Source organism: Prosthecobacter gellanilyticus (assembly GCF_007992435.1).
GTDB lineage: Bacteria > Verrucomicrobiota > Verrucomicrobiia > Verrucomicrobiales > Verrucomicrobiaceae > Prosthecobacter > Prosthecobacter gellanilyticus.
In genome coordinates, this window is sequence record NZ_BKAG01000022.1 from 60,869 (window position 1) to 75,074 (window position 14,206).

Consider the following 14,206-nt stretch of genomic DNA (forward strand, 5'->3'; position numbering starts at 1 on the left):
AAACCCCCATCGACATGCTGGCCCTGTTGGTAGGTGGTTAGGGCACCCACATATCTCGCGCAGCTCGAGGAAGAATTGGGGATCATTTCAGAGGTTGGATATGAAGAATACTTTTTGACAGTGTGGGCTCTGCTGCAGGAATGCCGATTGGAGGGCATTGACTGGATTACAAGAGGAAGTGCTGCGGATTCATTGGTCTGCTACTGTCTGGGCATCAGTGGCGTGTGTCCCATCCGCTTCGATCTCTACTTTCGGAGATTCTTGAATCGAGAGCGGATGGCGATGAACAAACTCCCTGACATCGACATCGACTTCCCACATGATCGTAAAGATGACGTCGTTGACCTGATCTTTAAGAGGTATGGGAATCAGCACGCGGCAATTGTGGGAGGGTTCAACACATTCAGAGGCAGGTCTGCTCTTGCGGATATTGCCAAGGTGCTAGGAGTGTCAGAGCATCAAATTCGGCGTTACACAGAGACCGTTCCATACACGAGAGCCAAGAATTTGTCTGACGCAGTCAAGCATAGCCAGGAGTGCCGTGACAATGCGTGGGATGAAGAGCCGTATAAGACGGCATTGGATGCTGCTGAGTTCCTTGATGGCTACCCCAGGTATCCCAAGATGCATCCATGCGGGGTCGTGATTTCTCGCGACCTTGTCCACTCGCTGACTCCCACCTTCGTCAGTTCCAAGGGTTATCCAACGACTCATCTCGACATGGATTCGGTGGAGTCGGTTGGATTGATCAAGATGGACATACTTGCTCAGGGTGGCCTGGCCGTAATGCGTGATGCTGTGAAGGCTTTATCTCTGCGCGGCATTATTGCTGATCTTGAAGGATTAGAACCATGGGAGGATCCTTCAGTCTGGGAAATGATCGCCAGCGGTGGCGCCAGAGCTGTTCATCACATTGAGTCGCCGGCGATGATCTCGTTGTGTCGAATGACGAATGTTCGAGAGATTGATGGGTTGGTAGCGATCGTGAGTGTGATTCGACCAGGTGCAGCCAATGAATCCAAGAAGCTGAAGTTCACTCGACGTTATCAAGGGCTCGAGCCAACCTACTATCCGGATCCATCACTCGAAAGCTGTCTGCGAAGCACTTTTGGTTTGGTCGTGTATGAAGAACACATCCTTCAAATTTGTGAAGCCTTTGCTGGAATGCCTCCAGGTCGAGGTGATGTTTTGCGACGAGCTCTAAACAAGCATAAGGAGAAGCTATCCCTGACCGTATCGAAGCGCTCTATGAACCCTTGGATGTCACCGCTACAGGTGATCTTGACGGGGATGGAGACCGATAACAAACTGCAGGTCGCCGATGCCCTGGATGCCATCGAAAGTGTTCTGAACTTTGGCTATCATCGAGACACCCCACGGGGGAACATGCCCTTTGAGGTCGCCATGGAGCTGACAGATCTGCGGGAGGATGGGCTGCTGGTTGATTATGGAATTAGTAACCAGGGACTGCTGAGCAAACAACAATGGGAGGCACTCAAAAAGGTGGACCCCGATCATGACGGCCGATCCAACTTGGAGGAGCAACACAATAACAGCAATCCGAAGCTTCCCGACTATCCAGACACCCTGGATCGTGACTCTGATGGAGATGGCTACAACAACGGCAACGAGATTAGCCTCAAGAGTAATCCATTTAGTGCGGCGAGTAAGCCCGTTCTCACCGCAGATACCGACGGTGATGGTCTAACTTTCGCAGACGAAATCAGCCGTGGCACAGACCCCACAAATCCAGACACTGACGGCGACGGGATGAATGACGGCTGGGAGGTCAAGTATTTCAACGCCAAGATCAATAACCTGAGGGACATTGATCCGAGCAATGATCCGACTGCAGACCCAGATGGAGACACTCTCAACAACCAACTCGAAGAGCGTTTAAACACGAATCCACGAGATCGTGACACTGATAATGATCTCGACGAAGATGGTGACGAATATCGTGCGGGCAGCGACCCCTCGAACATCAAAAGCACCATCGCCAATCCTGGCGGCGTTGCCAGCGGCTATGCTGGCAGCGGCACGACACCCCCCGCAACTCCTCCCTCATTTGATGCAGTTGCTCCGCTCGTGCCAATAAAGGTTTTTTGCGATGTGCGCGTCCCTTCGGGTGCCAGGTTTCCCACCAGGTACTTTATCGACATCGTTGATGAGTATAACCATGAGTCTCACTTCTACAGGCCATATGGAAACGCATACGATGGCGGCTGGCCAAATGTGGGCACAACGGCACCATTCACTCTAAACCTCAAGGCCGGCGCCAAATATAAGGTTAAAGTGTCTATAGGAACAGCCCCGCTCGGCATAGATCAACTGCGTTCATACATAGGCAACGTTGACCACGTCCAGTGTACGGTGAGTTTTTCCTCACCGTATCCAGTTCCTAGTACAGGTATTTTATGGATGCGCCGGAACAATTCAACATACCTGTCTGGGGCGGCTTCAACAATCCTCGTTTTTTAGACGCAGGTTTCGATCTCTATCTGCCTTGGTTGCAATCCAGCACCTTATCAGATGTTCCAACTAATCGTAGCAGAGCCAAACTTGGCGTTGGCGAACAAGCCTGGATTTGCGTAAAACCCACTGGAATGCGTGATCTATATGTATCTGGAAATAGTGGCAACTCGACACTGACGACTCACTCTGCCGGCATGTATCTTCTCAGCGCAGGAGACAGGGCATGCTCTCCATCAGCCACCGTCGCTCCCTGGGCATATCCTCGTAGTTTCTACCTCTGGAATTGGCTCTGGTCAATACCACCAACTTATCACTTCCTTCCTGTCACCGGAGAAAGGCAAATCAAGGGCTTTACCGTCGTCGAACCAGCCAGTGAAACGGCCGTCAAGCTGAACGATCTAAACTACCCAGAAGGCACCCAGGGGGTCGGGATGAACCTAGAGGTTAGCTTGAAGGATAAAGATGTGTCCTTCTACAACGTCCAGATGCGCGAGGTAGTTCTTGGCCCAGCAACGGGAGTAACGGGTATCTTTGAGAAGATGAATCCTTCCCGCTTGGTGCATCAGCCAAATCCCAACTGGGTAAACCTAACGAAGGATAATCGTTGGACGGACCTCGCTGAATTTCACGGGTTTCCAATCCATGAATGGGGGCCTGGAAAGTTCGAGTGGAACATCGGCGTGGAATGGCGTGTCGCTGGTGGTCTGTCAAAAGCTCTTCCAACCACCCGTCATCAAGTCCACACCATGCTGGACAATTCTGGCAGCAGCACAATCACGAAGTCATTTGGAACCCAGGCCCCACTAGAGGCCACTCGCAAGATGCCCGCTCAGTTCGAGATTAACAGCCTCGACCGCTATGTGGAGGTGAAAGTGCCAGAGTCGCTGGTCAGCGAGATGGGGGGCATCAATGATTTTAATCTGCGCATCTCAAACAGCTCGGGGGAGATCTATGACGTTTCCCTGTCGAATGCCACCATCTACCAACAGCCTTCGAATCCATCCGTGGTGGAAGGGGTATTTTTTCCGTCTTCAGAAGCGGAAACCCCATGGAGTGCAAATCAGTTCAGAAATTCCAGAGCGCCCGTGGCCGTGTCAAAATTCGGCAGCACCTACAAGTTCATTACTTGCTTTGACAGATTAGACGTCATTCAAGTGGAGCTGTGGCGAACGGGCAGTCCACAGGACAAACTGGCGCGCCGGCACACACTTGTTGCCTATCAGCACATGGCTGACCTCATAGCCATGCTCGAATCTACCTTCCGTGAAGCTCAGCTGTGGCACGATGTGGGAGGGTATCAGCCAGTGCTGCCTTTTCCTCCGCCGCTCCAGCAGGTTTTTGCAAGCGCATTGGCCGGTACGTCTGTGGCAGCACCTCCGCCCCCACCACCTCCTGGCGCAGCACCTCCGCCCCCACCACCTCCAGGGCAGGTGGCAGCATCTGGATGGGGGTTGAGCTTTCGAAATCTCGTCTCCAAATGTTGCTCTACGGTCTATGACACCGTCCGAAACGGCGTCATCAACGGAGTGGTCATCCAGGTGGAAGCCGTCAAAATTGACGTCATTGGTGCCCAAGGATTTGTCCAGGGGTTCATTGCGGGCTGCAAGAGTGACTACCAGGAACTCACGGAACTGGCGGAAATGATTGCCCATCCCGTCCAGACGGCAAAATCGCTTTATGAAGGATTCCGCGGCCTGTGCAGCATGAGCATGGCCGAGCTGAAAGGCATTCCAGCTGTCATGCTCCAGCAGTTTCTGGGCAATGCGACTAAGCAGCTTTCATGGGTTGACCCCAAAGGTCCGGATGGGCTTGATCTCATCATTTACGTGACAGGTTATGGGGCAGGCTACCTGACTGAACAGTTGGTGAAAACGGTTGTTCTGGGTGTCTTCGCTGTCACTGCCAATATTGCCCGCGCAGCAGTCATGGGAAGCAAGATCGCTCAAACCATGAAGGCACTAAAAGTTCTAAAAGTGGGGCAGAGCATCTTTGGTGCATTGGACGCTACCAAGGAGTTCGCGGCCAAAATTTCCAAGGCCAAAAACCTTATCATGAGAACCGCCACCCAGTGGGTCAAACAAAGAACAGGCATGAACAAGCTGGAGGCGATGGTCAAACGCACCCTCCAGGCCGGGTGCACAAACTAAGGAGTGCACATTATCCCAACCTCTCACTTTTCTGTGCCATGAATAATTACCTTCACCATGCAAAGCGAATCCTTTTGGCTCTCGCTGCACTTCTTCTGCTGATCAACGCAGGCAGCTTCACTCCGGCTTTGGCCTTGCCCAATCCCTTGTGTGCGCTCAAGCACGTCTCCTCCATGTGGGAGCGTGGTGTCATAGCTTGGCGTCAGAAGCTCACAGATGCTTTGGATACGCGCATCCGCGCTGCTCTCACCGGCAGCACATCACCCAGGCGTCCATCATGGGCAGCCATCACTGATCCTGATGACAGGGCCATCCAGGCTGGTATAGACATCGAGGCTTCCGTTGATCGTGCGGAACAAATAGCCACCTCTCCCATGACAGGTAGCACGACTCTGGGTCCTGGAATCGGCAGCAAAACAGCGGATGCGTTTATCGAAGTGGCGACTACCCCCCGGGTCCTTATGTCAGCTGCTAACTTGGACGAAATGGGTGCAGGCCTTGGGCACCTGGCCAAGCATCCTCCTCTAGCAGGCAATGACACATTGATGGCTACCATCATCATCAGAAGCCAGGTAGGATTCAACCATTCGACCCTCACTAAATTTAACTACACAGAGGCGGAGTTCTACAGAGACTGGAATTTGTTGATGCAGTCCTCGCCTCCGGTGATCGGCAAGGATATGTGGGGCAGGAGTAAACTTGATACGAACGTTGAAGGTGTCGCTGCCGGGGCGATCTGCGAGGTAGCGGCAGCGGCTCGATTGCGTGTCAGCGGGAAAAATGTTTTAGCCATTGGGCCAGATGAAGTGGGTGGGACCCTGCCAAAAGGATCGGCCGTCGACATATTAACTGATACCGAGATGTTCCAAATTGGGGTTAACGGGGGAACAGTCAGAAACAAAGTCGTGGGCAAAGAAAAAACCATGGCAGCCGCTATAAAACTGGCTCTAGACTCGCCTGGTGGGGCAGGAAAGCGCTACAAATTTGCTCACTTTGACACTGATTGGACTCCAATGAATTCTACAATCACCGATCTCAACACAGAATTGGCCAACCTATACGCCCCCAACCCGTCGAAGCAGATCTTCACTCTTTCTGACTTCGTTGAACTGCCGCTCCAGTAGACATGAGAATCATACTTTATTGGGAGCATGGTATCGACTTTGATTATCTTCTATCGAGGCTCCGAGAGCGGTACGATCACCCACATTTCGTGGTGACAGATGGCCCTGTCCTACACCGCTTTGGGTTGTCATATGCAACGCCTGAGGGAATGCTAAGATGTTCGGTCCTGTTACCCCAGTCAGACTTTGGCTTTTCGATGAAAATGGAGAATGTTCATCGGCTTCATTGGAGCATCACTCCGGCCGCTGGTGATCCGGTCAACAGGCCATGGCTCAACTTTTCTCTCGGCAGAGGAGAGATGCCTGGAGATCCCTACGACTGCGTGAAGGATGGGCGCTTGTGTCAATTGTTCGTCGGTGTGGAGCACGACTTCGCGCCATGGCAGCACGCTGATCATCCAGAGGCACTCATTTCTGCGATTAATGATTACCGAGAAATAAAGCTGCTTTTTGAGTTCCTGGATTGCGATCATGTGGAAGCGTTTAGTGAGGCCTATGACTGCGGAATCTACCCTGGTGACCCGGACCCTGATTTTGAAGGGCGAATTCTGCGTTTTGCCAAGAAAGGGCGTCAGGTTTTTATTCGCCCGCTCGACGAAGGCAGAGCAATCAAAGAGGATGAAGAACACTCTTGGCGAGTCGTGATTGATCAGCCTGCGGCTTCCAGTACATCTTAGCAGTGAAGCCAGGCTTGCTGCCTCAAAAAGTGACACCGAGAGGGTGCGGGAGAATGTCATACTGGTCCTCCGGTGTGAAAGCATCCAGAATCTGGTCCATCTTCGACGTAGTGGACTTGAGAAGGTCTTCGGAAGCTTTGTTCGTAAGCGCCACCAGAACTGCCCTGTGGCGGTTGCATTGTAGATGTCGCAGCTGACGAGTCACGACGTTTATGGATTCGCCCTCAATGATCGTGAAGTCAGACATGCGCCGTCGAGGTGCCGATCTTGCCAAAGAAAGCTTGGGATAGGCTGCTTACTTCGCTCCTTATTGAGTTGGTACGTCTTCAATTGTCTAAAACAAGACTGGCGTTGCCTTCGCCAAATGCCTAGAGTTTCACGTCTATGAAGAGTCTGGCCCTGCATGTCTGCATCGTTCTGTGCATCAGCTTCTCTTGCGCAGCGGATGGGGCCTTCTGGAGCAAAATCAATCCAGGGCTTCGTGAATGGGGGAGGAGCAACAGAGCCAAAAATGAAGCTCGTTTTGTCATTATAGGTATCGACGAGCAATTTAGCGATTGGCACGAACGGTGGCCTGACATTATCGTCGCTCGCGGTGGTTGATCAGCTGATACAACCCGCCCACACTCGCACGCTGGCGAGCGCAGAGGTTTGAAGGTCAATACTTGACCTTGCCAGTTCCCGACACTCTTAATTCCTGATCCGCGAGCTCGATAATTCAATGAACTCAATGCCCTCACCCATCACATTTCTTCATGCATTGAGGACCCTCCGCAGACATCCCTCGGGCTGGCTTTTGGTCGCTCAGTTGCTGGCGATATGTTTGTACCCACTGATGGACAGTTCAGCCGTGGGACGGGCGGCGTTTGTCGTTTTTGGCAATTTAGTCTTGGCGCTTACCCTGTGGGTGGTGAACCGCAGCCCAATGGTGAACTGGATCGGCTGGACGCTGGCCGTTCCCGCAGTAGTTCTGTCTCTCATGGCGCACCTCGGCAACTATCCATATAGCCTGGTCATTGGTCATCTTCTAGAAGCGGCACTCTACTTTTATGCCGCAGTCGGCCTCATCTTTTACATGCTAGCAGATAACGAAGTGACGTTTGATGAACTGCTGGCCGCAGCAGCGACCTTTACCCTGCTGGCTTGGGCTTTTGCTTTTGTGTTCTCGGTCTGTCAGGCAATAAGTCCGGGGAGTTTCACCGGTGCCGTGAATCCGCAGGAGGCGCGCGGCTGGCTGGAACTGCTCTTTCTGAGCTTCAGCGTGCTTTCCAGCGTCGGTCTTAGCGATGTAATACCGATTCAGCCCATGGCGCGTTCACTGGTCATGCTGGAGATGTTCTGCGGGGTGATGTACATGGCAATCGTGGTCTCCCGTCTCATTGCCATGGCTGCCACCATGCGCGGGCATCCGAAGCAATAGCAGTGGTCTGCACCCCGGAAGTTGACCCAAGTGTTATGAGAGTCTGAAGTGCGCGAAGCGCACCATCAGACACCATGAAACGCAAGAGACACACCGCAGAGGAAATCATCAAGAAGCTGCGGGAAGGCTCGGCTGGCTTCCACTACTGCCTGGCTCAATGTCATTCTGCTTTAGGTGACGTTGAGCAAATGAAGGCTGAACTGAAGACCGCGTGTGACCTGGAAGAAGAGCTAAAAATGAAGGCCGCCCATGATCCGGCGTTTGAGGAGATGTTTGGCGCTAAATGACGCAAAGACTTCCTGAGATTTGAGCTGTGATTTAGTTTTTCGATCACAGGGCGAGCCCATGCTCTCTACTGATAACATCTCTTTTTGATCTCAGAGAGGATAGTAGAATTTGCTGGTCACCGTGGCGACATGGCCGCAACAAAGTTTCATTTCATGTCGAGCTGCGACCGACATCATGAACATGCCAAAAACGAAAGTGGTGAACCAATTTTAGCATGCCCATTCGCCAGATGCTCGAGATTGCATTGAGAACACACACTCAGAAATTCAGGCAAACTTGAGGCCGGTGTCCGGACAGCACTCAATTAATCGCTTTTAGATAAGCAAGATTAAGGGGCAGTGTCAACCCTAAGCACTCTCCTCTTTACTGTTATACCATGCTAAAGTACGGTCTTGAAATATCAAATGAGTCACCCAGACATACCATCAGCGTCGGAAGAAGCCCAATCTGCGAAGATTGCGGCTAGGCGCAAACGACTGTTTTGGCTGGGACTGCCATTGCCGTGGGCACTTAAATATAGTGTAAGCTTATTTTCACAGTCGGAAGATTCGATTCTGTCGACGTTTGATGCCTTTTATATAAATTTAGTTCAGGTTAGTGCCTTCACGGTATGGGCCGCCATTTCAGAGCCTGTGATTGAGCTTTGGGAGGCATGGAAACCGAGCCTGCAACAGCAATTGAGGCAGGTTTTAGCATGGGCCCTGTCTCCATTTCTGGCGGTCATCAGCGGTTACCACTTCCGGCGTCATGCATACCTTAGGACTGTTAAAGTCGCGCACTCCACTGACAAGCGATGGCGCGAGGGGAATGACGATATTGTTAACCCTTTCATTGAGGGGCTGAATATTGAGGATGTTTATGTGCAGCTCTCCTTGAGTCGTGAAGGAGTATTAAACCAAGAGAGAAAGGACATCTGGAGGATCCTCAAAGAGCACGCGAACGATCTCCTTGTTAGGCACGGTCGGTCCCCAATCCTAATTTCTGGCGTAGCGGGTTCAGGAAAGACGACATTAATGCGCCATATTGCTCTGCGGACAGCAAAGTCATGGTGGAAGCATGGTATTGTTCCAATCTCAATTTCTGCCCCCCGTGCTGCCCAACATGTTGGGCTCTTGTCCGCCCTTGATGCTCAGCCGACGCTTAGTTCAAAGAAGCGTATGGCAATGTTTCTGAGAGCTTATTATGAAGCACCTGAGAAGGACCTGCTGTGGTTCCAATGGATCCTAAAGCATAACTGTGTCATCTTGTTAGATAGCCTTGATGAGATCGACATAGATTCGGTTCGAAGCGGCCTCCTCAGCTCAATGGTGTTAGAGTGTTCTGCGGTGAGACGTTGGCAACTTATTGTCGCTTCACGTCCAGCGGGACTTTCTGGGGCTGAGACTGCAAATTGTCGTCGCTATGAGGTGCGTGAGTTCGAGTCCGAAGAATGGAAGAGTTTTGTAGATGGCTGGTTTCGTGCCTACGCAACTAATTCTCCGGTGCGTGCTCAGCCATGGTGGCTCCGCTGGCGTAAAGTTAAAGAAGCGAAGACATCCGCAAAAGCTGTCCAGCTTATCAGAATCATCGAGGGCGGTGGATCGCATATGTCGGATCTGAGCAAAAACCCTCTGCTCTTGACCATGCTGACATGGCTATATTCTACCGGGGTTGAGGTTCCTCGGAGACGGGTAGAATTATATCGTAACCTTGTTGACGCTTTGATGAAGAAAAGCGAAATGCAAGATGATAGGGTTTTTCCACTCCTGCAGTACCTGGCTTGGCGAATGATGGAGAGTGGCTCCAAACGCGTTGCTGCGGAGGCTGTAATGGACACTGATTCAATTTGTGATGCTCTCGTCAATGATCAAACGAAACGCCACCAATCCCTCATTAGCTTGATTGTAGGTCAACTAATCGGAGGACAATCAAGCGGGAAAATAGAAGCTAGGGCTCTCCGGGGGCCGATGGCGGAACTGATTAAGGAAATAAGGATAAAGACTTCGCTGCTGCATGATCCCGAGAAAAAGGGGGAGTGGCGGTTTGTTCACAAGACGTTCCGTGAATACTTCGTCGCTTTGTTGTGGCACCAGCACCCTAATTCGTTTCCTCGCTCTGAAATTGGAGAGTTGGTAAAAAATCAGTACTGGAGCGAGGCGTTTTGTCTCTATGCTGCGTTGTCGAAGGATGAGGCTCGTTGTGTTGTATTGGCGAAGGCGGTTTTGACTGCGGCTGCTTCGGAGCTTTCTGAAAACCGAACGCATGTCGCAACCATTCTTGCAGCTAAGCTATCCAAAGAAGCAACGTCTCTATTTTCTATCACGGGTATTAGCTCAAGTTTATCGGAACATTTGGCAGTCGCCCTTAATAAAGTATCGGGGCACAAAGACTACTCTCAGTTAACTGGGTATGAACTGGATCGCTTTCTAGATCACAGATTGCTCTCATGGGGCGAAGATGAGGCCGGTGTTGTAACGACAAGTTCCTATGGCTATTTCATGTTCTGTGGACATCGCAATTACCCCTTACACTGGCCCAATGAAGTAAAGCCTAATCGGCTAGATGCAAACTCGCCTATTACTGGAATTGCTCACTGTGATGCTCAGCAATTCGTCTCGTGGTTAAATGAGGTAAAGCCGGCTCGTAACGGTCTGGGATATCGTTTGCCCACTCAGTATGAAGTTGCAACTCATGGTCGTGCCGTGCTGCCCCCCGATTCAGCGTGTTGGTGCGACAACGGAAGTTTGGCATGTGCATCCAACACGCCCACCAGCGACAGCATATTTAGTCCCCTGCATAATGCTGCCCGAATTTTGAAGTCCCCACCGCTGGCTGAGGCCCTAGATCGAGAGCTGAGTCAGTCGTTAAGGCAGTCAAGACTTCTAGCAATCCTCCTTGCCGTGTGTGTTGCTGTAGCGATAGGATCAGGTATCTACTTGCTGAGGCCGCATCTAGTCTCAGCGTGGCACGGGGCAATGAACTGGAGTCCGCCTCAATTATCATGGGATCATTCGGACATGCCTTCAGCTCTGGATAAAGTCATTCCGCACCTTACGACGTTCGCCGATCGCATTAAAGAAGCGATGCCTGCCGAATACTTGGAGGTGTTTCGCAACCCCGAGAAGGAGCCTGCTCTGGCGTTTGTTCTGTATGTAGGCGCGCTAATTTGCGCTGTCATCGGCCTGACAGTCGCAGGCGCTATAATATTCAATGGCGGGCCGTTTTTTGTAGGCCTATTCAGTTTTCTGGTGACCAAACTGTTTCAACAAACGACATGGAAAATTGTCTTCTTCCCAATCTGGATGGCTGTCGTCACTTTTGGATGGATCTTAAAGGCTTGCAAGAAAATTTGGATATCGTTCCAGGTTCAGGTCGAGCGCGGTCTTAAACTTTGTAGTTTGGGGCTCTTTAACAACAAGGTGCTATCAATGATAATGATCAGAGATGCTCTCCGACTCGTGAGCTTTAACGGCATGCTACAAGTTGTGCTTCAACGCAGAGATTTCCGCCGCGCTGATGGCAGGTGTGATGCGCCCTTGATCGACGAAATAATCCAGGAATCTTTTGGCCTTGCATTATTTGTCGCATTGTCGGGACGCAATCAAACCATCGTCGCAAGTCTCGCCCGCCATTTAGGGCGAGACACCGATCACAGACGTATGATGACAAGGAGTAATTTGGCTGGAGTAAGGCTTAGTTTTGGCGACCTTAAGGCTAACGAGCTAACAGAGATTGCATGCGAATTATACGAATTGGCATCTGAAGATCATCAAGAATGGTCCATTCAACCAAGCGAGCTAAGGCGGAAGATACAAAACTGCACTCTAGATATCGAAGAGAAAGGCTTCCTGAAATCACTCTCGAAATTGATAGATCTACTCACTAATTTGAAGCGCAACACGTTGAAATTCAGTCAGAATGGATCAATCGACAATATAAAGGAAAACTCTGCTATCTGCAAATACCTGGGAGAGTGCTTTAATCTCTATTACAATGCTTTGACGCGACTCAGCGCAACGTCTCACTTCGGTGGTAACCTTACTGCTACATTGAACGACGCACTGATGTGGGCTTCAGCCGGCCGCGACAGCCTAAATGAGTTGCATCTGCGCATTGAGGGGAAGGCTTCCTCCGAACATCTCCTCATAGTGCGCGGCGGCGGCCCGGCTATGCCGCTGTAGCCGCTCAGGAGTCTCGTTTTCTGAGACTGCTTACTAGATCGCTGCTAATGCCTTTTGCAATCGAGATGACTTAATGTGAAAGAAGGTATTTCAGATCACAGCTAGATTTTGGTTTTCTAGAGTTGGCTCCGAAGGACGATCCCTGATGGCACTGAAGAATTTGCGATCAAGTATCTGGAGGCTGTTGACGCCTCACGATCCATGTCGGTTAGTTACAGCCTATGGCAAAGAACACCGTGTTATCGTTGGAACAGCTCAAACGTGCTGTTGAAATTCATGAACAGATCGAAAAGCTGCAGGCTGAACTTGCCAGTCTGCTAGGACAATCTGCAGGAGCTAAACGTGGTCGCAAACCTGGAGTGAAGGCTTCCGCAAGTAGTGGCGATGCAGCCAAAGCTACAGCTCCGAAAAAGAAGGCTAAGCGAGCTATGTCTCCTGAAGCTCGAGAGAAGATTGCCCAGGCCCAGAAAAAGCGGTGGGCAAAATCGAAGAAAGCGACAGACTAAGTTCAAGTAGGGGAAAAGGCATCTGATTGGCTTCTCCCCATTTTTATTAAATCTCAGCTGGACGACGATTTTAGGTTGAGCCGGAAAAGCCGCTTTGAATCCTGATGAGTAATGGATCCAGAAAGGCCACTTTTAAGGAAAGTCGAAGCCTATCGATCTGTACATTGAAGGTTAGGTGAAAAACTTAGCCTCTCCTGGGCAACTGTGATTCACAACGCAGTGCGAAAAAAGCTGTCGGCAAAACCCAGTCCAGAAATCCACGTTCAAGGCCTCTCCAGTGCCCACATTTTATGAGCACTGGAGAACCATTGGTTGGTGCGGTTTAAAGCCTCGCAAGCATGGATAGCTTCACATTCGCGTAACTTCCTCTTTTGCTCAGCCAAATGTTCCTGAGCAGAGAGCGCTTCTGCCTCGTTGGGTGGACTTCCTGGTGGTCCGATAATCTCGCTTGGCAGGACAATCGAAGCGCCTTTAAAGATTGCTTCCAGATTGGTGTTCACTTCATCACCTTGAGTGTTGAAGTTGCTTTTCTCTTGTTCCGGCTGATCATCAACCGGGATTCTTGACTCGACTTCATGCTTCACGGTAGAGGTCGTGATGGTCCTACCCATCGCGGCCTCGCTTGTGTCAAATGTGTTTGACGTCGTTGGCGTTGCTAACATGGCTTGATATGTGTGTATGTTTGTTTTGATGTGTGTGCATGCAGCCAGTGTGGCTCATGCTGTGTTTCGGCGGCAAAGATCGTTGTGATCAGGATCGCCAAAAATTTGTGTGCGTTACTCCGAAGGCGTATGCGCCTGTCCAAGCGTCAAAGCTTGATGATCATGCAGCCTCTTCAGCCAGTAATTAAGAGCCCCGTGTTTGGGGACATTTTTAGTTGGCCATCAGGTATTTTTAAGACTTTGCACGAAGTGCTAGCACCACGCGAATCCGTATAACCGATTTCTCGCCGTTGTTGATCGGCGAGATGGGTTCGCGGGAAGTTTAAAAACACCTAGCGTGCCGCCTTGTCCTGCGGCTTGATGCTAACGATCCTATCAGCTAGTAAAGCGGCGCAAGTTAAAGGGTGGTTATCCCCCTGGCGCCTTTCTCCGTATCAGCTGTGGTCGCGTTTAGAAACCTTTTGAGTTCATCGGCACTGATCATCACGTGTCGAAATGCACGAGAAGGTTTGATCAAACCTCGAGTGATGGCACGACGAAGGGTGATGACGGAAATCCCCAAAAGTGTGGCGGCGTCCTTCAGCTTATAAGCTAAAGGTGATATTGTGTTTGATGTATTCATGATATGCATGTCTGAAGGGCCCGAACCGGTCTAACCATATTTAAATTCCCTCGCAGCCTTGATCGGCAACAAGGGGCCTGCCTTGAGGACAGACGTGCATATTTCAATTGAAGCTGCCGCGGAGG

10 protein-coding genes are annotated in these 14,206 nt (G+C 50.9%); 8 read left to right on the forward strand and 2 right to left on the reverse strand.

The window, feature by feature from the left end; all coding sequences use genetic code 11:
- The first annotated feature begins 33 nt into the window (after positions 1–33).
- The 8 genes from BGE01nite_RS29585 (at position 34) to BGE01nite_RS15775 (ending at position 12,797) form a co-directional block, all read left to right on the forward strand.
- Entirely contained in the window at positions 34–2,481 is a 2,448-nt protein-coding gene (locus BGE01nite_RS29585; protein WP_146851441.1) for a DNA polymerase III subunit alpha, read from the forward strand.
- The gene (locus BGE01nite_RS15745; protein ID WP_146851442.1) at positions 2,418–4,622 is read left to right on the forward strand and encodes a hypothetical protein; all 2,205 of its coding nucleotides are present in this window, start codon (positions 2,418–2,420) and stop codon (positions 4,620–4,622) included. Before BGE01nite_RS29585 ends, BGE01nite_RS15745 begins: the two co-directional genes overlap by 64 nt.
- Positions 4,623–4,660: 38 nt before the next feature.
- The gene (locus BGE01nite_RS15750; protein WP_146851443.1) at positions 4,661–5,746 is read left to right on the forward strand and encodes a hypothetical protein; all 1,086 of its coding nucleotides are present in this window, start codon (positions 4,661–4,663) and stop codon (positions 5,744–5,746) included.
- Between the two features lie 197 nt (positions 5,747–5,943).
- The gene (locus BGE01nite_RS15755) at positions 5,944–6,423 is read left to right on the forward strand and encodes a hypothetical protein (RefSeq protein ID WP_146851444.1); all 480 of its coding nucleotides are present in this window, start codon (positions 5,944–5,946) and stop codon (positions 6,421–6,423) included.
- 730 nt (positions 6,424–7,153) lie between these two features.
- Positions 7,154–7,843: an ion channel gene (locus BGE01nite_RS15760; protein ID WP_146851445.1), complete on the forward strand. Its 690-nt coding sequence runs from the start codon at positions 7,154–7,156 to the stop codon at positions 7,841–7,843.
- 74 nt (positions 7,844–7,917) lie between these two features.
- Positions 7,918–8,130 carry a TPR end-of-group domain-containing protein gene (locus BGE01nite_RS15765; RefSeq protein WP_146851446.1) on the forward strand — a complete coding sequence of 71 codons (213 nt, stop codon included), beginning with the start codon at positions 7,918–7,920 and terminating at the stop codon, positions 8,128–8,130.
- A gap of 393 nt (positions 8,131–8,523) precedes the next feature.
- On the forward strand, positions 8,524–12,291 hold the full coding sequence (locus BGE01nite_RS15770; RefSeq protein WP_170266817.1) for an NACHT domain-containing protein: 3,768 nt from the start codon (positions 8,524–8,526) through the stop codon (positions 12,289–12,291).
- Between the two features lie 221 nt (positions 12,292–12,512).
- A complete protein-coding gene (locus BGE01nite_RS15775; RefSeq protein ID WP_146851448.1) occupies positions 12,513–12,797 on the forward strand; it encodes a hypothetical protein in 285 nt (94 codons plus the stop codon).
- Between the two features lie 263 nt (positions 12,798–13,060).
- Here BGE01nite_RS15775 and BGE01nite_RS15780 read toward each other — a convergent pair whose 3' ends face one another.
- Both BGE01nite_RS15780 and BGE01nite_RS29900 read right to left on the reverse strand, forming a co-directional pair.
- Positions 13,061–13,381, reverse strand: coding sequence for a hypothetical protein (locus BGE01nite_RS15780; protein WP_146851449.1), 321 nt, complete (start codon positions 13,379–13,381; stop codon positions 13,061–13,063).
- Positions 13,382–13,856: 475 nt separating this feature from the next.
- Positions 13,857–14,090 carry a helix-turn-helix domain-containing protein gene (locus BGE01nite_RS29900; RefSeq protein ID WP_146851450.1) on the reverse strand — a complete coding sequence of 78 codons (234 nt, stop codon included), beginning with the start codon at positions 14,088–14,090 and terminating at the stop codon, positions 13,857–13,859.
- Positions 14,091–14,206: the final 116 nt, after the last annotated feature.

Bases quoted from the DNA above. Each gene is read 5' to 3' on its own strand.
- BGE01nite_RS15775 (WP_146851448.1), top strand. From the start codon at position 12,513: ATGGCAAAGAACACCGTGTTATCGTTGGAACAGCTCAAACGTGCTGTT.
- BGE01nite_RS15765 (WP_146851446.1), top strand. From the start codon at position 7,918: ATGAAACGCAAGAGACACACCGCAGAGGAAATCATCAAGAAGCTGCGG.
- BGE01nite_RS15760 (WP_146851445.1), top strand. From the start codon at position 7,154: ATGCCCTCACCCATCACATTTCTTCATGCATTGAGGACCCTCCGCAGA.
- BGE01nite_RS15755 (WP_146851444.1), top strand. From the start codon at position 5,944: ATGAAAATGGAGAATGTTCATCGGCTTCATTGGAGCATCACTCCGGCC.
- BGE01nite_RS15750 (WP_146851443.1), top strand. From the start codon at position 4,661: ATGAATAATTACCTTCACCATGCAAAGCGAATCCTTTTGGCTCTCGCT.
- BGE01nite_RS29900 (WP_146851450.1), bottom strand. From the start codon at position 14,090: ATGCATATCATGAATACATCAAACACAATATCACCTTTAGCTTATAAG.
- BGE01nite_RS15745 (WP_146851442.1), top strand. From the start codon at position 2,418: ATGGATGCGCCGGAACAATTCAACATACCTGTCTGGGGCGGCTTCAAC.